Genomic DNA, 19,592 nt, shown 5'->3' on the forward strand with positions numbered 1-19,592 from the left:
CCTCCATCGAGGAGGCACCCAAGGTCGGCATGCGCTGGAGACCCGAGTTCGTCAAGGGCATCGGCAAGCGCAATGGCGGCTTCATCATCATCCCAGACATGGAACGTATTTTCGAGACCCAGGGCGGCAGAAGCGCGCCCTCTGCAGCATCAGAAGAAAGGTCTGCGACGTGAGACTGACTATCAAGACCAAACTGGCGGCCGTTTTTACGACAGTTGTGGCGCTTTCCGGCGCCAGCATGTTCATGGCCCTAGGAAATCTCGGTTCACTGAACGATGAAATGGAGCGCACTATCAATGGCCCCGTTGCTCGTTCATCCGTGCTAAAGGGCCTCCAGTACAGCATGATGGGCATGGCAACCGATGCTCAGCTCCTGATCAACTCCCAGGACGAGAAGGAAATTGCCAGCATCGTCGGCGACATGAACGCGCGGCTTTCGACCATCACAACGACAGTCCACGATCTCGAAGGGACGTTCTCCATTGAGGCGTCCAACGTCGACATGAAATCGATCTCAGACGCGCTCGCCGGATACACAAATTCCCTTACCCGTCTGCAGGGAGAGGCCATAGCGCTATCTGATAAGCAAGCTTTCGCGATGACGACGTCGCGGGGTGAGGCAGCCATGACTGCTCTAAAAAACGCACTCGCCGCCCTACAGCAAAACGTCGCGGCGCGGCAGAACGCAGGCGACGCCTCGTCAGCACAGGCCAGTTCAGCCATAGGCGATGTTTCGTTCGCAGCAAACGAAGTCTTCGGTCAGCACCGCAACATCCTGCTTGCATCAAAAAATCCAGAAAAGCAGTCCGATTGGCTGAAGGATTACAATATCGGTATTTCGGGGTTCGAAGCCGCAGTTGAACGCCTCGCACGTTTGGTGGGTCCGACAGACCAGATCGCGGTCGGTGTCGTTCGCACTTCGGCCACCGAGCTGATGAGCGCCACATCTGCCGGGAACGAGCTAGGCATGAGGCGCTCCGACCATGCCGCCGCGCAAATAAACGCCACCGAGGCTGCTCCCCTGCGCCGGGATATCTCCCGACTGGTGGACGGCATAGTAGCACGAAACGATGTTTTGCTTGCCGACACAGTGGCCGCCACCAACATTATGTACGAACAGAGTCGAACTTTGCTGATCGGACTATTGGTCGCTTCGATCGCCATTGCCGTGATCGCCGCTACGTGGATTGTCGTTTCGATCACCCGCGCCATGTCGAGCGCTGTGCGTCTTGCCAAGGACGTTGCTGACGGCAATCTCAACGCAACGGCGGACCTGAAGTCGGACGACGAAGTCGGCGACCTTATCAAGGCCCTCAATGGTATGACAGCGAAGTTGCGCGAAGTGGTTGCCGAAGTGACGAACGCCACCCGCAATGTTGCAGCAGGCAGTCAGGAAATGTCGGCGACCGCTGAGCAGCTGAGCCAGGGCGCGACCGAGCAGGCTTCGTCCACTGAAGAAGCTTCGGCGTCCATGGAAGAAATGGCTTCGACCATCAAGCAGTCGGCCGACAATGCCAGCCAGACCGAGAAGATCGCTCGCCAGTCGGCCGCCGATGCGTTGATCTCTGGTGAAGCCGTTAGCAATGCTGTTGCCGCGATGCAGACCATCGCCGAAAAGATCATGGTTGTGCAGGAAATCGCCCGCCAGACCGATCTTCTGGCCCTCAACGCAGCCGTGGAAGCGGCCCGTGCCGGTGAACATGGTCGCGGCTTCGCGGTCGTTGCTTCGGAGGTCAGAAAACTCGCCGAACGCAGCCAGTCTGCTGCCGCAGAAATCTCGACCCTCTCGGCAACGACGGTAAAGGCTGCGCAGTCGGCCGGCGAGATGCTGACCCGTCTTGTGCCCGACATTCAGAGGACGGCAGAACTGGTGGAAGAAATCACAGCCGGTAGCCGTGAGCAGAACGCAGGTGCGAACCAGATCAACACCGCTATCCAGCAGCTCGACAAGGTGACGCAGCAGAACACCTCTGCGGCCGAGGAAATGTCCTCGACGGCGGAAGAACTGGCAAGCCAGGCCGAACAGCTTCAGGCCGCGATCAGCTACTTCCGGGTGGACGGAACTAGTCAGGCAACGGTCACTGCGCCCAGGCCGGTCAAAGGTCGCGACCTTAAGCAGGCGGTCCTGGCCGCTGCGCCCCACATGACACAAGCCGCCTCTAGGCCGCGGCCGATGTCAGGTGGCTTCGATCTCGATCTCGACCCAGGCGCCGACGCTCTAGACGGCGAGTTCTCCCGCCGTGGCGCCGCATAACGGTCATCGTATGATCGACAAGGAGCAATATGTCATCATCGGTACCGCGGAAGACATTTTCGCGGTGCCGGTGGCCCGGGTCCAGGAGATACTTGAGATGCGTTTCATCTCGAGACTGCCCCAAAGCCCGCAAAACGTCTTGGGTCTCATCGAGGTGCGTAGTGAGAGCGTCGTGGTCTTCGATCTTCGGCGAACCCTTGGTCTCGACCCGGCGGAAGATACCGAGAATACACGGATCGTTGTACTCGTCATCAACGGGGAGACCGATCCGGTGGTCATCGGGCTGCGCGCAGACTCGGTTCGGGACGTCGTGGTGCTAGATGACGAGATTGCAGATGCAGCGCCGACGTCTCGACTACCGATTAGGACGGACTGCATTGCCGGCATCGGTCGAATAGGCGGTCAGTTCGCGATCATCTTGAATCTTGATCGACTGCTCGGCGGCAAACTCGAGAACGCGGCCGCCTGATGCTCGGGGGTGAAACGATCTTCACCCCCGATCGTCTTAGCTCACACCCATAGGAACTTAACGTGGCGGACGCCGCATCTAGCTACACTCCTCGACCTTCTGGCGCCTTCGATTACCTGAGCGGACCCGACTTCGAAATGATCTCCACCCTTATCGGCAAGGAGGTTGGCATTCGGTTGCCTCTGTCGAAGCGGCAAATGGTGGAGGGTCGGATTCGCCAGCGCCTGCGTGCGCTGCGGCTGCCCAACTTTGCCGCCTATTGCGACTATGTCTTCCGCTCGGATGGTCTGGCGCAGGAACTGCCCTACCTGATCAATGTGGTGACCACCAACAAGACCGACTTCTTCCGTGAGCCGCAGCACTTTGATCTGCTTCGGTCCCGGTTGATCGATGACGTCATCGCCGCGCGGTGCGACGAGAAGACACCACTCATCAAGGTCTGGAGCGCAGCCAGCTCGACTGGCGCGGAGGCTTATACGATTGCCATGGAACTCGCGGAACTGCGGGCAAAGGGACGAGACTTCTCGTTCTCCATCCTTGGGACGGACATTTCTACTGATGTGCTGGAGCAGGGGCGGAGCGCGGTCTATCCAGTCGACCATGTTAGGCCGGTTCCCCAAGCCTACCAGTCCAAATACTTGATGTGGTCCAGACGGCCGCGCCCGGGTGGCGATGTCCGCATCGTGCCTGAGATTCGGCGTCTGGTGCAGTTTCACCGTCTCAATCTCATGGACAGGCGGTACCCGGTTGATCGGGACGTCGACATTATCTTTCTGCGCAATGTGCTGATATATTTCGACAAACAGGATCAGGCCGCCGTGATCAACCGCATCGCTGGCCATCTGCGACCAGGCGGCTATCTGCTGCTGGGCCACTCGGAGCCAATGCTGGTGCTAGATACGCCACTGGCCCATATAGCCCCGGCGACTTTCCAGCGTCCATTGAACAAGGCGGTCAAATCCTGATCGGCCCCCTCTCTCTGCTCCAGGGCCGTCGAACCTCATCGCCCGCCGGTTAAAAAAACACCCGTATGCCACCTTGTGAATATGGAAAGTCGGGAAAAGTCCGCCCCACCGGTCATCGCGAAACGAAAACGTCCGCCAAGTCCGCCGGGCGCTGAGACGGATTAAAGAACGGATGACGTTCCGGCCGTCAGCGTTCAGGAGTGATTAATTGGCGTCGCCCTGGGGTCACCGTCTCCGCCGCCACTCGGACATCCATCCTGATAGTTGCGACCATCACCGTAATCGTCGTTGCCTTCGTCCTGCACATCAACGGTCACAACGATCGTGCCGCTGGTGGCGCCAATGGCATAGTGCGTCTCGATGCCGTCGGGTCGCAAAGTGGTGATCAGATAAACGGGTGCTGCGCCTTCAGTCACCAGTGCAGCTCTCACCATTTTGCCGGTGTTCTTCCTTTCGACAAAGGTAACAGCACCCGTAAGCGCGACTGCGGACGGCTGCTAGTCGCATGAATGACGGGGGCGGTTTCTATTCTTGGGAGCGACGCCACGTCTGCTTGTTACCCAAAGAAGACAAAGTTAGACGATCTGCAAAGTGGCGCATTAGTGGTAGGCCTTGCGGTCCGGCCCTAGGCGCTGGATCCGCAGCCATGCAATAGTGGTCGGTGCTTTCGTAGCGCCAAGAGAGGGAGATGGCGGTGACTGGAGAGTCGATACACTCAATCGTTCAGGATATCTCGGAGCAGGTCGCCGAGAAGCTGGGCCGGCAAGTCGGCGAAACCGTCGAGCGCTGCCTGACCGATATGTTGACCAGGACCGTTACCCATCTGCCCGATGGGACAGCGTTCGTCATAACCGGAGACATTCCGGCAATGTGGCTGCGTGACTCGACGGCACAACTTGCCCCTTTTCTGCACCTTGCGCACCAGCATTCCGATTTGGCTGACTTGATCGCGGCGGTATCCAGGCGTCAGCTCGACTATGTTCTTCACGATCCCTATGCCAATGCCTTCAACGTCTCCAATAATGCTGCGGGACATCGGGACGTCTTTCCGCAGTCACCCTGGGTCTGGGAACGCAAATACGAGATCGACTCGCTCGCCTATACCATCCAGTTGGCCTATGATTTGTGGACGACGACCAGCCGAACGGACCATCTGCAAAGCTTCGTGGACGTGGCGAAAATCGTCATCCACACATGGCGGACCGAGCAGGACCACGAGCGCAATTCGACCTACCGATTCGCTCGTCTGGACTGTCCTCAGAGCGACACGCTGACCCGCGATGGGCTGGGGCCGGTCACCGGCCACACCGGTATGACCTGGGCGGGGTTCAGGCCGAGCGATGATGCCTGCGTCTACGGCTACAACATTCCCGGCAACGCCTTTGCTGCGATAGCGCTGCGATACGTCGCCGAACTGGCCGTCGAGGTTTTTGGCGACCATGCCCTGGCCCAGGATGCCGATCTTCTGCGCCAGGACATCGAACAGGGTATCGAGAACTTCGGCCTGATGAAATTCGATGGCCGGGAGTCTGTTTACGCCTACGAGGTCGATGGGCTTGGTAACAGTTTTCTGGCCGACGACGCCAACGTGCCGAGCCTTCTTTCGCTACCAATGCTGGGTTGGTGCGCGGCGACAGACCCGATCTACAAGGCGACCCGGTCTCGTATTCTGAGCGAGGCAAACCCCTATTTTTACGCGGGTGCGGTAGCCTCGGGCATCGGTAGTCCACATACGCCGCCAGACCAGATCTGGCCGATCGCCCTGGCAGTACAGGGGTTGACGAGCGATGACCCGGGCGAAAAGCGCGACCTGCTGGCTCTGTTGCTAGCCACTGACGGCGGGACAGGGCTCATGCACGAGTCCTTCCACGTCGATGATCCGACGAAGTTCACTCGGCCATGGTTCTCATGGGCCAATGCCATGTTCTGCGAGCTCGCTTTGGACGTTGCTGGCCTGAGAAATTATCAGCGCCCTACTGTCCGTTCGTAGGAAGAAGCTTCAGTTCGTCGCGCGTTTTCGAGTCAGGCAGATGGAGTGCACGTTGCCCCTGATCGGGGGTGCAAAACCTCTGGTGCCGGATGAATATGGTCCGTTGTCCGGCATCAGCACCTATGTCTCCGATTGGGTTTGACCGTCAGGGACCGTTCTTGCCCCGTTTGATCGACGAAGCCCTAAAATGACGACGAAAACCACGAAGCCGAAGAAGCCTGCCGAGCAGGTGGTCAAGGATATCCGCCGTGAGACACGATGGCTTTTTTCTGCCGAGGACAAGATCCGGACCCTGCATGGTGAACTCTGAATAGCCCCACGTTCTGTAGACACCTTCGGGGTTAGATCTGGTGCCGTTTCTCGAACTCGACGGGCGATAGCATGCCGTTGCGGACATGCTTGCGGTTCGGGTTGTAGAACATCTCGATGTAATCGAACACATCCTGACGGGCTTCGTCGCGTGTTCGATAGGTCCGCCGCCTGATCCGCTCACGCTTGAGCAGGTTGAAGAAGCTTTCGACCACGGTGTTGTCGTGGCAGTTGCCGCGTCGACCCATGGAGTGAACCAGATTGTGGTGCCGCAGGAAGTTCGCCCAGTCCATGCTGGTGAACTGGGAGCCCTGGTCGGAGTGGACCAGCACCGTATTCTTCGGCTTGCAGCGCCAGACCGCCATGTGAAGCGCCTGCAGGACGACCTCACTGGTCTGTCGGCTTTGGAGTGACCAGCCGATGACGCGCCGCGAGAACAGGTCGATAACTACGGCGAGATAGGCAAAGCCCTCCATAGTCTTGATATAGGTGATGTCGGTCACCCAGGCGGTATCTGGCGCATCCACATCGAACTGCCGGTTCAGGGTGTTGTCGACCACCTCCGATGGCTTGCCGCCAGAACTGCCAGGTCGTCGCCGATAGCCGATCTGGGCCTTGATCCCGGCGAGCTTGGCCAGGCGGGCGATGCGGTTGGAGCAGCTGATCTCACCCTGATCGAGCAGGTCGTCATGCAGCTTGCGGTAGCCATAGACCTTGCCGCTCTGCTTCCAGGCATCCTCAATCAGCCGGGTCTGACGGATGTCTTCCTGAGCCCGCTTGCTCAACGGGTTCTTGAGCCAGGCATAAAAGCCGCTGGGGTGGATAGAAAGGCACCGGCACATGGTGCGCGCCGAGAACTGCTCGCGATATCAGGCGACGAACTCGTCCCTCACTTTGCATCCTTGGCGAAGTACGCGGCCGCTTTTTTAGGATGTCGCGCTCCTCGGTGACACGCATCAGTTCGCGCCTGAGCCGCCGGATCTCCTCGGCCTGCTCATCACCCTTATCGACCGGAGCTGCATACTTCTTGCGCCACTCATAGAGCGAATGGGCACTCACCCCCAGACGCTGCGAAACCTCCGGAGCCGGATGGCCGAGCGGGCTATCCGGCTCCGGAGGTTTCGCAGTGCAAGAAGTGGGCACGACGTCCTAAGAAGGAGACGGCATGCCGCGCATTTTTGCACGACCGGTTACCTCATTTGCAGCGGTGGCTACATCTTGCCATGCCCTTGTCGGGTGGCGTGATTTCCGGAATTGGCGCTGCTATCGGCAGACCAGTAATGCCTCGATTGGTTGTCCGGCGTGCGTCGAGACGAACGGCTTGACCGTTTGATGTGCGAAGGCCTGGCGCGGCTACGAGCGTCAAGGACTAGCATGTTAGTAAATCTCGCCGTCATTCGTCGCACCCTGACCCTCGCAGCTCTCGTCATGATCTCGTCACTGGCGACAACTCAAGTGGGTTGGGCGATGTCCAATGATTGTCGCGCGATCAACCAATATTGGGGTGATGGCAGAACGATTGCCGGCATTTTTTCCTACAATGACGTCTCGCAGAACTATGACCACTTGGAGCCGAACGAGACGATTACCTACTACGCCAAAACGGCTGTTCTCAGCGGCGGGCAATCCAGCTTGTTCGCCATCGTCCTGGGTGCAGGCGGAGCGGACATTTATGGGTCCGCAACCCAGGAAGTGGAAGCGAGTGGCTCGCTGACCACCTTTTCAAGTGGCCAAGGCCTTTCAATCGATGTTTCCGTGAGCGTTGGCACCCATGTTTTCGTCCAGATATCCTGTGAAGGTCTCGAGCCTAAGATCACGTCGATTTCGCCTGGACTGGCTGACGCCGCGGGCACGACGACACTGACCATCAACGGCAGACGTCTCGGTTCGGACGTCAAGGTGGGGACCTACCAAGCCACGGACGCCCTCAGCATGGGCTCAAATCAGATTGTTGTTCGGGTGCCACCGCAGCCCGTTGGCACCGTCGACGTGGTAGTCACGTCCTCTCAGGGGGCGAGCCCAACCTCGGGTACGACCAAGCTGACTTTTGCCAAGAAGCCCGATGCCCCCACTATCGGGGCTGTCTCTGTGACAGGCAGCGTGGCCTCCGTCCCCTTCAGTATCCCGGCCAACAACGGCACTCCAATATTGGACTATACGGTGGTCGCAAGCCCCGGAAACCTTTCTGCAACAGGCACGTCGAGCCCCCTTTCCATAGCTGGCCTTGCCGGGGGAACGAGCTACACTTTCACTGCGACGGCGCGTAACGCTATTGGCGTCGGCGACGCTTCCCAGCCCAGTTCTGCGGTCGTCATCAAGGCGGCGCAGTCGATCAGTTTTCCGCCTCCCGCCTCTATGTCTTTTGGCGGTTCTGCTGTCCTGACCGCGACGGCCACTTCGGGGCTCGATGTCAGTTTCTCGACCTCGACGCCGGCCATTTGCCAGGTTTCGGCCAATGGCGCCGTCTCGGCACTTGCTGCGGGAGACTGTATCGTACAGGCCGACCAGGCCGGTGACACGAATTACGACCCGGCCCTGCCGGTAACGCAAACACTTTCAATCGCGGCGCTGCCGCCTGGCGAGCCTGTCCTCACCAACATCACCGCTGGCGATACTAAAGTAACAGCATCTTTCGATGCTCCCGCGGTCACCGGCGGCGCCCCTGTAACGCGTTACCGCGTCACCGCCAGTCCGGGGGGCGCCTATGCCGAAGGGAGCGGCAGCCCATTGACGGTAGAAGGTCTGACCAATGGCACCACCTATACCTTCACAGCGACAGCCACGAATTCGGCCGGAACGAGCGATTCCTCCGCACCGAGTGGTGGGGCGATCCCGAAAGGGCCACAGACCATCAGTTTGTCCAATCCCGGAATCGTGCATGTAGACGACAGCATCACCATTCTCGCCAGCGCCAGCTCGGGCCTGACGGTCACGCTGTCCAGTGCGGACGTCTCTGTCTGCACGATCGCCCCCTCGGGGGCAGTTACACTACTCAGCGTGGGTGACTGTCATATTGTCGGCTTGCAGCCCGGCAATGCTACTTTCCTGAGCGCGCCGCAGGCCATGAGCAGTTTCATGGTATTGGGCGTGGTGCCTGGCGCGCCGACCGGCGTCGTAGCGACCGCCTCGCCAGCGGAGGCGATGGTGAGCTTTGAGGCCCCATCGTTTACCGGGGGTAGCCAGCTCTCGCTTTATTCCGTCATCGTAAGTCCCGGCGGCCGCGTCGTGACCGGCCATACCCGCCCCATCACGGTCTCAGGACAGAGCAATGGCACAAGCTACAGTTTCGTTGTCGCCGCCACCAACTCAACTGGTGCGGGCGCGCAGTCTCTGCCCAGCAATGCTGTCACGCCCAAGGCCCTCCAGACCATTACACTGTCCGACCCCGGCACGGTTGTGTTCGGTGCCACCGTCGTAATCACTGCAAGTGCCAGTTCGGGCCTGCCCGTGACGCTCGCCACCATATCCCCGTCGATCTGTGCGATCGACGCAACGGGAACCGTAGATCTTTTGGCCCCCGGCACCTGCACCATTACCGCCGACCAGCCCGGGGACATCGGTCTTGAGAGGGCGCCACAGGCCACGGTGAGTTTTCTCGTCGAGAGCGCCACGCCCGGCGCGCCGACCAATGTTGTCGCGATTGCCGGGGATGGCCGGGCCGAGGTCAGTTTTGCGCCTCCAGTTTTCGCCGGAGACACGCCAATCACGCTCTACAATGTGGTTGCCACACCCGGGGCGCACGGCGCTTCTGGCACGCAGAGCCCCATCACCGTGCCTGGCCTTGCCAACGGCACGAGCTACAGTTTTGTCGTCACCGCTACTAATGCGTCGGGTCAGGGAGCCGCGTCGACATCGAGCGCGGCCGTAACGCCGCAAGGGGCCCAGACGATCACCGTTACAAATCCCGGACCACAGATCATTGGCGCGGTACTGACACTAACCGGCAGTGCCAGCTCCGGCCTGCAGCTCAGCTACACGTCTCAGACGCCCACAATTTGCTCCGCCACAATTGGTGGAACGGTGACTATGCTGTCTGCGGGTCAGTGTGTGATCACTGCCGAACAAGGCGGCGATAGCGCTTATATGCCGGCGGTGACAGTGAGTGCGAGTTTCATGGTTTCCGCGACCCAGCTGATCATTGCTCCTGCCAGCGGAGCATTGCCCAACTCCATGATTGGTGAACCCTATTTGGTTCAACTGTCGGCGAGCGGGCAGTCGGGGGCGCTCAGCTGGACCCTGGCGAGCGGACATCTGCCCGAGGGCCTTGCTCTGGGAGCAACAACTGGGCTCATCAGTGGCACCCTTCTGGACGCGGCGCTGGGCATCCATAGCTTCACGGTTGAGGCACTCGACCAATCGGGGGGCGGCATTACCGCCGCCAGCTATTCCATTGCTATTTCTGCCCGACAGATCGCCGCGCCAGAGCGAACGATCATCGTACCGAGCGGGGCTATGCCTATGCCGTTGGACCTAACCGCGGGGGCGGCAGGTGGCCCCTTCACGGGCGGGCAGATTCTTTCGGTGGAGCCGGCCGTTGCCGGTACGGCAGCAATCGTCACTACTCCGGCTGTGCTGCAATTTACGCCCAACCCGAAATATTCCGGCCAGGCCATGGTTCGCTACATACTGACGAGTGCCTTGGGTACATCGGAGCCCTTCACCGTCATCTACATGCTGTCCGCGGATATCGCCCAGGTCGAAGCCGAACTGACCGCTATGCGCGACCAGTTTCTGTCCACCCGCGCGGGCGTCTGGAGCGGTGGCATTTCCACGCAGACTCTGCAGAGTCGTTTTGCTGCCCTTGGCGCAGATCGACCGGGCTCGATCTCGATTGCGCCCAGTGGTGGAAATTCCCTGACGATGTCCTATGTCGCCACCACCCAGACGTCTGCCGCTGGCGCAGCGGAAAGTCTTGTCACCGGCGGAGGCGATGATGGTGGGCTTCGGTTCTGGATCGACGGCACCAATACTGTTCACGTCCGTGCCGGCAATTCGGGCGAACGCTGGGGCAGCGCGGCAATCCTGTCGCTTGGCGCCGACATGCTTGCGGCGGAAAATCTGCTGTTCGGTGTTTCACTGCATGCCGACTGGATGGATGAGGAGCGCGGCAGTGAAAAGAATACCGGTAGCGGTCTGTCCATCGGGCCATACCTCTCCGCCGAACTCTCCGAGAACGTCTATTTCGATGTCAGTCTGATTTATGGACAAAGCTGGAACACAACCACGGATGGATTGTTTGCCGGCACATTCGGCACGACGCGTTGGCTGGGTAAGGCCGGCCTCAGCGGGCGCCTGTCGCTCAGCGAAGAGCTGACGCTCCAGCCCAATGTTGCCGTTTTCTACCTGCGCGAGGATGCCGAGGGCTATACCGCGTCGGATCGTATGGGGACGGTTGCAACTATTCGGCCAGGGCTTTTCGAACAGCTGCAGGCCAGTGCGGGGGCGACCCTGCGCTATCGCCTCGCCTCCGACAATGGCTGGATTGTAGAGCCCCATCTTGGTCTTGACCTCGGAACCGCCCTGACTTCGGCTATCTTCTCGCATTCGGCGGCGCTATCTGGCGGCATCGATCTGGCAGGCGGAGCGGGTTGGACCCTTGGCCTTGCGGGAAGGCTTTACGCGAACACCAGCGGACTGGCTTCGGCCTCCGCTCAGGCACGACTCGGCCTGCGGTATTGAGGTGCGCGATGCTTGTTCTGTCTTGCTTGCGTTGACCGTACTCTTTGCAAGATTGCCATTCGCGCGGCGTCGCATTACCTAGATATGCCTTGGCACCGGCCAAATCTGGTTTGATGAGAGCCTCTTATCTTGGGCCTACCGCATTCTACGCTCGACACTGCAGGATTGTCCGCCGATGAAGCCTTGGCTGCCTGGCAGAGCAGCATCGGCGTCATGTTCGATACACGGCTCAACGCCGGAACAGAGAACCCGTTTCGGGCCGAGGTAGAGGGCTTTCTTCTTGGCGATGTGGCCCTTGGGCGATGCAGTGCTCCGGCGCAATGGTTCGACCGCTCTCGCCGCAAGATCGAACGCGACGATCTCGACCATATCATGCTCCAGTTTTATACGGATGGCCGTTGTGGTCGCCGCGATGGCGGTTCCGCCGACGAGACCCAGCCTGGCGACCTGTGGGTGACTGACTTGGCGCAGCCCCTGGCGTCAGGCACGACCGCCTTCTCCAATCTTAACATCATCCTCCCTCGCCGGGTGATCGCCCCGCTACTGAAAAGGCCGCATGGGCACCATATGAGCGTGCTCTCGGGCAGCGATCCCATGGTGATGTTACTGCGCAGCCATTTGCAGGCTTTGCTGACAACGGCCCCATCCCTCAGGGAGGAAGATGCGGTGACCGTGCTGGGCCCGACGCTAGCGCTTGCCGCCGCAGCGCTTAACGGGAAAGTCGAGGAAGCAACCGCGGCTCCTTTCGCTTCTGCCATCGTCAGCACAATTCGGCGCCATATCGAATTCAACCTGGCCGATCCGGCGCTTTCGGCCAGCGCCGTGGCGCAGGAATTCCGTATGTCGGAGCGCAAGCTCTACTATTTGTTTGAGCCACTTGGTGGCTTTGCGACCTATGTCCAGGATCGACGCTTGCAGCGCTGTTACGAAGCACTGGTCGATCCGGACCTCCGCCATCGCAGCATTGCCGACATCGCAGAATCCATGGGATTTCTGCATCCCAAGAGTTTCAGCCGCGCATTCGGTCGAAAGATGGGCATGACCGCAAGAGAAGTCCGGGCAGAGGCGTCGAGGCGGGACCAGCTGCCCTCTATGCAACGGACCGCGGATCAGTGGTGGAACTGGATCGCCCACATGCGATGAACACGGCGGCAGAGAGGTTGCGCGTAGGATCTTTTTGGCCTGCCGTTCCTGGTTCTCTCCCTCCAGAGCCCTGGGCTTCTCGGCCACATCGATGGGAATGCTAGCACGTCGCCCCATCGACTTCGGCTTACTTCACCCAGTCGTTCAGGGTGTGGGCCGAACAGCCGATCTTCTGTGAAGCCGAAACTACCGCAGCCCAGCGTGAAATTTGTTCGTGGTCTTGCCTATGAGGTCTTATTCTGATTGGCAGTTGATGCCCCCGGCAAACGCTGAGAGGTTCAAATGCCGGATAAGACACGTTACCGGGGCGCGTCCAAATGCTTGCAGATTGCGCCAAACTGCTTGCCTCGTTTGCCGAAGCGGCCCTGTGTTAGTGGTCAACGCCCGGAGGCAATCATTCTGCTCTCCCATCAATTCGCCACTGAGCGGGCTGGTCAGTAGTGTCTGCTCTTGCCGACGAGCCATGGTTCGTTGGACGGCTGGGACGGGGCGCGTAGAGGTCAAGAGGGAGCAGTGAAGCCGGGTGCCCTGGACAAGCCAAGGCGCTGACGGAGAGTCCCGTGATGGTCCATAGCGAAAAGCGCCCTTGCAACTAGGGCCGGGACGACAAGATTAACAAAGCTCTCTAGGTCGGCAGGCATGACGGGGGACATAACGTTGAAGCCGTCCGCTGCGCCAGTTTCGAACCAGAGCTGCATCGTGTCGGCAATATCTGCGCCCGTCCCGACAGCGAGCAGATGACCCCGGCCGCTGGCAAGGCGCATAAGGAGTTGTCGCAGGGTCAGGTGGTCGCGACGGGCGATTTTGACCAGAACGGCGACACGGCTTTGGCTTGACTGGCTTTGCGATCCATTGGCGCTGATCGTGTCGGGCAAGGGGGCGTCAAGATTGGCCTCGGAGAGATCGGTACCGAGAAATTCGGAAAGCTTGGTCAGGACATGCTCGATGACCATGAAGCTGTTCATCTGCACGAGCCGGTCTTCAGCCTCACCCAGGGTTTGAGCGGCGATGGGCACGATGCCAGGATAAATCAAAAGGCTTTCGGGCGCGCGGCCATGCCGGAGGGCACGCGCCTTCATGTCGCGATAGAAGGCCTGCGCATCGCCAAGGTCGGACTGCACGGTGAAAACCATGTCGGCATAGCGGGCGGCAAAGTCACGCCCGGCTTCGGAGGCGCCAGCCTGTGCAAGGATGGGGCGACCCTGTGGCGAGCGCGGCACATTAAGCGGACCACGGCTGCGCACAAAGGGACCTTCATGATCGATAGGCTGCACCTTAGCAGGGTCGAGGTAGCGGCCAGATTGCTTCTCGGCAATTCGGGCGTCGGCCTGCCAGGAATCCCAGAGGGCCATGGCAGCCTGGGTGACATCGGCGGCGCGAGCGTAGCGCTCGGCGTGATCGGGCATGGCATCGAGCCCAAAATTATAGGCTTCGAGCGCGTTGGAGGAGGTAACGATATTCCAGCCCGCACGGCCCTTGGTGATGTGATCGAGCGAGGCAAAGCGTCGGGCGAGATGGAATGGGTGGTCGAAGCTGGTCGAGGCGGTGCCGATAAGGCCGATGCGGCTGGTGACTGAAGCAAGTGCGGATAGGATGATCAGCGGGTCCATGGCGTCGGAGAGATGCCGGTCGGCACTTTGCTGGAGCGCCAGCACATCGCCGAGGAACAGCGCGTCGAATCCACCGTCTTCGGCGCGACGGGCAATGTCGATCCAATAGTCGAGATCCGTTGAGGCCAAGGCATTGCTTTCGGGCATGCGCCAGCCGGCCTCATGGCTGCCAAGGCCGAAGATGACGGCATTGAGCCCCATGCGCCGGTCTTTGCTCATGGGGCGCTGTCCAGATAATCGTTGGCATAATAGGCAGTGAAATCTGGCTTGGCGGTTAGTGAGGCACCATTGCCATCCTTGAGGATACCGGCATCGAAGAGGAACGTGCCGATGGCGTGCATCTTGGCAGGGTCGATCGTACCAATGGCGCCGTTCCCTCCCTTGATATAGTGCCCCTCGATCAGGGCCCGCAGCGAGGCCCGGACGAAATCGCGATCAAGCAGTACATCGGCATTGGCCGCGACGAGGATGTCGGTGGCCTCGTCGGGATGGTCGACGGCGTAGTCATAGCCACGCTGGCTGGCCGTGATGAACGCTTTGGCGGTGTCTGCGTTCTCGGCAAGGTAAGCATTGCTGGTGCCGATGAAATTGGTGTGCTGGTCGGGCACGCCGAAATCAGCATAGCGGAAGGCACGCTGCGCCGGGCCGTCGCGCTCGGCTTTAATGCCTTCCCAAGTGTAGACTTCGAGGGTGAAATCGACGGCGCCATTGGCGAGCGCTTCATAGGCGGAGGTGCCAAGAGTGACGGTTTCGAACTCTCCCGTGCCGCCATCATGACGGATGATCGTGTCGATCAGGGCGCTCTCCCATGCGCTGCCGAAGCCGCCATAGATTTTGCCGTCGAGATCTCTAGGAGACTGGATGTCCTGACGGTCGGCATTGAACACGAGTCGCCCGGTTTCTGTCTGGACCAAGGCATATGTTGCCACCAGATCGGCGCCCGCGGTTCGCTGGGTGAAAAGGCCGATAGAGCCCAGAATGCCGAAATCGGCGACATGATTGGCCACCAGCGTGCCGGCGGATGTGTCGGTATAGGGCAGGATGTCGACGACGAGCCCAGCCTCCTCGTAAAAGCCCTTGGCCTGGGCAACATAGAGGCCGATATGGTTGGTATTGGGCGTCCAGTCGAGCGCAATGCTGACGGGTGTGGCCTGGGCAAGGGCCGGGGTTGCGACCAGGCTGACGGCGAGGCCGAGAGCTGTGATCAGACGGGAAATGGGCATGGATTAGTCCTCCGGATTGAGCAGGGTCTGCAAAATTTGAGCTTCGAGGGCCGCGAGCTCGGGTGACCCGACGCTGTGACGCGGGTGATTGAGGGGCACCTGAAAGTGGTGGGCGACACGGGCAGGGCGGGCCGACAGCACATAGATGCGTTCCGAGAGCAGCACGGCCTCGCGCACGTCATGGGTGATCAGCAGCACGGTCCAGCGATGTCGGGTCCACATATCGGCAAGCCAGCGCTGCATATGCGCGCGGGTCAGGGCATCGAGGGCGCCGAAGGGCTCATCGAGCAGCAGCATTGGGCGTTGCTGGACGACGGTGCGCAGCAAGGCGGCGCGTTGGCGCATGCCGCCGGATAGCTGGACGGGATAATGGTTTTCGAACCCGGCAAGGCCGAATTCTGCAAAGAGCGGGCTAACCCTGGCGCGGGCGGCCTGGCGGCCGAGACCCTGGACTTCAAGACCAAGTGTGGCGTTATCAATGATGCGGCGCCAGGGCATGAGCGCATCGCCTTGCGGCATGAAGGCAAAGCGATGTTGAGTTGGCGTGAGCGGCTGGCCATCGAGCAGCATCTGGCCGCCATCGGGTGCGATTGCGCCGGTCAGCAATTGCAAGATGGTGGATTTGCCGGCGCCGGAAGGGCCAAGGATCGAGACGAATTCACTCGGCTGAACGCTGAGGTTGATATCCGCGAGGACGTCAGTGGGCCCGAAGCTCTTGCGCAAGCTTTTGAGGTCTAGACGGGCGGAGCTCATGGACGGGCCTCCGTCAGCCGGGCCCACGGCATGGCGGCGCGCTGCAAGAGCACGGTGGCGCCAAAAAGCAGCAGCGTGAGCGTGGCGCTGACAAAAACTGCCGCGAGGACAAGATCGGGGCGGAAATTATTCTTGGCGTTGAGGATATAGATGCCGAGGCCCCGGGCTGCGCCGGCATATTCGGCGAAGATGGCGCCCACCACGGCATAAGTGATCGAAATGCGCAGGCCCGCAAAGAAATAGGGCAGGGCCGAGGGCAGGCGGGCCATGACGAAAATGCGCCAGCGGGACGCACCCATGGAGGCGAGCAGGGCTGAGATATTGCGGTCTGTGGCTTCATAGCCCTGCGCCAGGGCGACCAGCATGGGGAAGAAGGTCACGAGCGCGACCAGCACGATTTTGGGTGGGAGACCAAAGCCGAACCACAGGACAATCAGTGGCGCGATGGCGACCAGCGGCAGGGTTTGCGTGATGATGAATACGGGAAACAGCGCCCGGCGCAGCGACCGAAAAAAGTCGATCAGGATTGAAAATAGAAAGGCGGCGGTGAGGGAGGAGGCAAAGCCGAATGTGGTGGCCTGAAGCGTTGCGATCGTATGGCGGGCGAGGGCTTCGCGCTGTTCGAAACCCTGCGCGATGATGCGAGAGGGGGCGGGCAGGGCGGTGGGTGAAATGCCCGAAAGCTGCACATAGGCCTCCCAGCCGAGGATCAGTGCGCTGACTGATGCGATGGCCGGGCCGGCATGGCGGAAAAAGCGCGCGCACAGGCGCGGCAAAGCGGTGTTGGACATGGATCGGCCTTTGGTTCAGCGTGCGCTGGGGCTGTTGGCCGAAACGGTCAGATCGATGGTGACATGGCCTTGCGGTGGCCCAAAGCGGCAGAAAGCCTGCTCGACTGTGGCAAAGAGCACACCTGCGTCGCCATTGAGCTTGGTGACGAAGTGCTTGGATTTTTCGAAGGTGCCCGACTGCTTGAGGAAGTCGATGCAGCCATAGATCTCGTCCATGTGGTTTCCTTGGCCCAGGACGTAAAGCGAGAGCTGGGCCACGGAGAACACGTCCATGTCGGCGGCATCTTGTACCGCAGTCAGTGCCGCGGCCTGCCGTTCGGCCAACGGCGCGACGGGGCCGTCGAATTGGGTCGAATGGCAGATGGCATCGTCGGGCTCGCCGGGGCAACCGCGCGAAATGGTGGCCGAGAGGACGCAATGTTTGCCGGTGCGGGCGCTGGCGCTGAAGAGATCGCGCATAGCCGGGAACAGCACTTCGGGCGGACCGACGAGCAGAGTGGAAATGTCATCGCTTTCAATGCGCAACTGGTCGCGATAGGGATCGAGCGCGCCCAATGCGCTCATGATGACGCCGACGAAATCGTCGGACATGGGGTATAGAGAAATCTGTGCGCCCGAAAACATGGCCCGCCTCGCTCCGCTGGTATTACCCAGATCAGCTATAGGGTCCGAGGGCTTCCCGCCCTCATCTCAGCCCCGATCTACGGAGCACCCCTGTGGATGTGGGCACCATATGCGCTGCTGGTCGCGGAACGCAAGCCTTCTTGGATCAGAGGTACGGTGAAGGGGCTGGAACTGATGTCGGCGTTTGGGGGCAACTCCTGCAGGGCGGAACGGCAGGAATGGGGCGCGTCGCTGCCAGGCCGAATCCGACCCCAAACCGGCCTTTGTCCTTACCTCGGATCATGCCCAAAAGTGGACCATTGCAGAACGACATCGGATGACCGCATGTGCGTCTTCTGCGGCCAATCCCCGTCTGCACGCTAGTCGACGCGCCTCCATCCGCGCGACAAAAGGTAGAGGAGGTAGGCGCCGCCCAAGGCGCCGGTCAGCAGTCCGACGGGAATCTGGAATGGCGCTAGGAGGCGTTGCGCCATGAGGTCGGCGGCCAAGAGGAGCGTCGCGCCGATGGCCGCCGAGGGGAGCAGCGTAATACCTCCGGTCCCCGATAGTTTCTTGGCCAGTTGTGGCGCCGCAAGTGCGACGAAACCGATGGGGCCGCCTACAGATATGGCGGCGGCCGCCAGGGTGATCGAGACCACGATCAGCAGCGTCTTCGAGCGATTGACGGGTAGGCCGAGGCCAGTGGCAATGTCGTCTCCGAATTCGAGCAGACCAAGCCGTCGCGACAGCGCCATCGCTAGCGGCACCAGCAGCAATGTCCAGAACACCAGCGGCAGCACCTGCGGCCAACTTACGCCGTTGAGACTGCCATGCATCCAGATTCGGGCCGCCTGGGCCGATTCCAGTTCAGCACGGGTAATGAGATAGGCATTGAGTGCAGCCAGCATTGCGCCCACGGCAATGCCGACAAGGATCAGTCGCTGGCCATGCACTCCGCGGCGCATCGTCAGCAGATAGACGACAAGTGCGGTGCCGAAGCCGCCGACCATGGCGCCGACCGAAAGGCTCGCCGTAATGGCAAAGCCCTCGACCAGCAGCAGAAGCAGGACGCCGGTTGCAGCGCCGGTTGTGAAGCCGACGACATCGGGACTGGCTAGCGGATTGCGCGCCAGCCCCTGGAAAATAGCTCCCGAAAGTCCCAGAGCCAGACCGATGAGAATGCAGGCCAGAATGCGCGGCAGGCGCAGCTCCAACACTACGAGATTGGCGAGATTGTCGTCCTGCTGCCCGATCAGCGTCTGCCAGACCCCCGTCGGCGAAAGGGTGAACTCGCCGCTGAGCAATGTCGCGACGATAAGCGCCAGTATCGCGACCGCGGAGATGGCCAGCAGCCGGAGCGAGCGCGGATGATAGGGCAGGGCTATCCCGGGCAGCGGGCGCCAGGCGGGGCGATTATGGGGTGCTGGTCGGTCTGTCACCCGCGACCTCCCTCATTCTTGCGCAGCACGAGGAACAACAGCACCGGCGCGCCAAGAAAGGCCGTGACGATGCCTACTTCCAACTCGCCCGGCGGCGCGATGACGCGGCCGACAATGTCACTCAGCAGCACCACGATCGGCCCGGCCAGCAGGCTATAGGGCAGGATCCAGCGCCAGTCCGGTCCGACGATCATCCGTACCGCATGAGGCACCATGAGGCCGACAAAACCAACAGGGCCCGCTGCGGCGGTCGAGCCACCACAGAGCAGGGTAATAGCCACCATGCTGAGCGCACGCACCTGGGTGATCCGGACGCCCAGCGCCCGCCCCACATCGTCGCCCAGCGCCAAGGCATTGAGCCTGC

15 protein-coding genes, 2 pseudogenes and 1 riboswitch are annotated in these 19,592 nt (G+C 60.7%); of the genes and pseudogenes, 7 read left to right on the plus strand and 10 right to left on the minus strand.

All coding sequences use genetic code 11. The features are described 5' to 3' along the window. The first annotated feature begins 169 nt into the window (after positions 1-169). The 3 genes from J0I64_RS12460 (at position 170) to J0I64_RS12470 (ending at position 3,688) form a co-directional block, all read left to right on the plus strand. Positions 170-2,254: a methyl-accepting chemotaxis protein gene (locus tag J0I64_RS12460; protein ID WP_291408686.1), complete on the plus strand. Its 2,085-nt coding sequence runs from the start codon at positions 170-172 to the stop codon at positions 2,252-2,254. A gap of 10 nt (positions 2,255-2,264) precedes the next feature. Continuing rightward, positions 2,265-2,723 (plus strand): chemotaxis protein CheW, encoded by a 459-nt coding sequence (locus J0I64_RS12465; RefSeq protein ID WP_291408647.1) that lies wholly within the window; start codon positions 2,265-2,267, stop codon positions 2,721-2,723. Positions 2,724-2,785: 62 nt separating this feature from the next. Further along, positions 2,786-3,688 (plus strand): CheR family methyltransferase, encoded by a 903-nt coding sequence (locus J0I64_RS12470; protein ID WP_291408649.1) that lies wholly within the window; start codon positions 2,786-2,788, stop codon positions 3,686-3,688. Positions 3,689-3,882: 194 nt separating this feature from the next. On the opposite strand, the gene J0I64_RS12475 is transcribed toward J0I64_RS12470, so the two are convergent. Continuing rightward, positions 3,883-4,122: a hypothetical protein gene (locus J0I64_RS12475; RefSeq protein WP_291408651.1), complete on the minus strand. Its 240-nt coding sequence runs from the start codon at positions 4,120-4,122 to the stop codon at positions 3,883-3,885. A 254-nt stretch (positions 4,123-4,376) separates the two neighbouring features. Here J0I64_RS12475 and J0I64_RS12480 point away from each other — a divergent pair, with 254 nt between their 5' ends. Next, the gene (locus J0I64_RS12480) at positions 4,377-5,678 is read left to right on the plus strand and encodes a glycoside hydrolase family 125 protein (RefSeq protein ID WP_291408653.1); all 1,302 of its coding nucleotides are present in this window, start codon (positions 4,377-4,379) and stop codon (positions 5,676-5,678) included. Between the two features lie 187 nt (positions 5,679-5,865). Next, positions 5,866-5,988 carry a hypothetical protein gene (locus J0I64_RS12485; protein WP_291408688.1) on the plus strand — a complete coding sequence of 41 codons (123 nt, stop codon included), beginning with the start codon at positions 5,866-5,868 and terminating at the stop codon, positions 5,986-5,988. 31 nt (positions 5,989-6,019) lie between these two features. Here J0I64_RS12485 and J0I64_RS12490 read toward each other — a convergent pair. Next, positions 6,020-7,082, minus strand: a pseudogene (locus J0I64_RS12490) (IS3 family transposase); the annotation flags it as partial. A gap of 279 nt (positions 7,083-7,361) precedes the next feature. Between J0I64_RS12490 and J0I64_RS12495 the strand changes: the two are divergent. Beyond that, the gene (locus J0I64_RS12495; protein ID WP_291408655.1) at positions 7,362-11,666 is read left to right on the plus strand and encodes a fibronectin type III domain-containing protein; all 4,305 of its coding nucleotides are present in this window, start codon (positions 7,362-7,364) and stop codon (positions 11,664-11,666) included. A gap of 129 nt (positions 11,667-11,795) precedes the next feature. Further along, complete coding sequence (locus tag J0I64_RS12500; protein ID WP_291408657.1) at positions 11,796-12,809, plus strand: helix-turn-helix domain-containing protein; 1,014 nt, start codon at positions 11,796-11,798, stop codon at positions 12,807-12,809. A gap of 21 nt (positions 12,810-12,830) precedes the next feature. On the opposite strand, the pseudogene J0I64_RS12505 reads toward J0I64_RS12500, so the two are convergent. The 8 genes and pseudogenes from J0I64_RS12505 to J0I64_RS12540 all read right to left on the minus strand — a co-directional run. After that, a pseudogene (locus J0I64_RS12505) lies at positions 12,831-13,014 on the minus strand (IS3 family transposase); the annotation flags it as partial. A 295-nt stretch (positions 13,015-13,309) separates the two neighbouring features. Further along, on the minus strand, positions 13,310-14,638 hold the full coding sequence (locus tag J0I64_RS12510) for an LLM class flavin-dependent oxidoreductase (protein WP_291408659.1): 1,329 nt from the start codon (positions 14,636-14,638) through the stop codon (positions 13,310-13,312). After that, a complete protein-coding gene (locus J0I64_RS12515; RefSeq protein ID WP_291408661.1) occupies positions 14,635-15,642 on the minus strand; it encodes an ABC transporter substrate-binding protein in 1,008 nt (335 codons plus the stop codon). Before J0I64_RS12515 ends, J0I64_RS12510 begins: the two co-directional genes overlap by 4 nt. A gap of 3 nt (positions 15,643-15,645) precedes the next feature. Further along, the gene (locus J0I64_RS12520; protein ID WP_291408663.1) at positions 15,646-16,395 is read right to left on the minus strand and encodes an ABC transporter ATP-binding protein; all 750 of its coding nucleotides are present in this window, start codon (positions 16,393-16,395) and stop codon (positions 15,646-15,648) included. Next, a complete protein-coding gene (locus tag J0I64_RS12525; RefSeq protein ID WP_291408665.1) occupies positions 16,392-17,186 on the minus strand; it encodes an ABC transporter permease in 795 nt (264 codons plus the stop codon). The genes J0I64_RS12520 and J0I64_RS12525 overlap by 4 nt, the downstream gene beginning before the upstream one ends. A gap of 15 nt (positions 17,187-17,201) precedes the next feature. Next, positions 17,202-17,810 (minus strand): YkoF family thiamine/hydroxymethylpyrimidine-binding protein, encoded by a 609-nt coding sequence (locus tag J0I64_RS12530; RefSeq protein WP_291408667.1) that lies wholly within the window; start codon positions 17,808-17,810, stop codon positions 17,202-17,204. Continuing rightward, positions 17,801-17,912, minus strand: a riboswitch (TPP riboswitch). It overlaps the preceding gene by 10 nt. A 257-nt stretch (positions 17,913-18,169) precedes the next feature. Continuing rightward, positions 18,170-19,228, minus strand: coding sequence for an iron chelate uptake ABC transporter family permease subunit (locus tag J0I64_RS12535; protein ID WP_291408669.1), 1,059 nt, complete (start codon positions 19,226-19,228; stop codon positions 18,170-18,172). Continuing rightward, positions 19,225-19,592: iron chelate uptake ABC transporter family permease subunit (locus J0I64_RS12540; protein WP_291408671.1), on the minus strand; the 368-nt coding region annotated here is incomplete at its 5' end. The genes J0I64_RS12540 and J0I64_RS12535, both read right to left, overlap by 4 nt.

The sequence above is a fragment of the Devosia sp. genome (assembly GCF_017307565.1).
GTDB lineage: Bacteria > Pseudomonadota > Alphaproteobacteria > Rhizobiales > Devosiaceae > Devosia.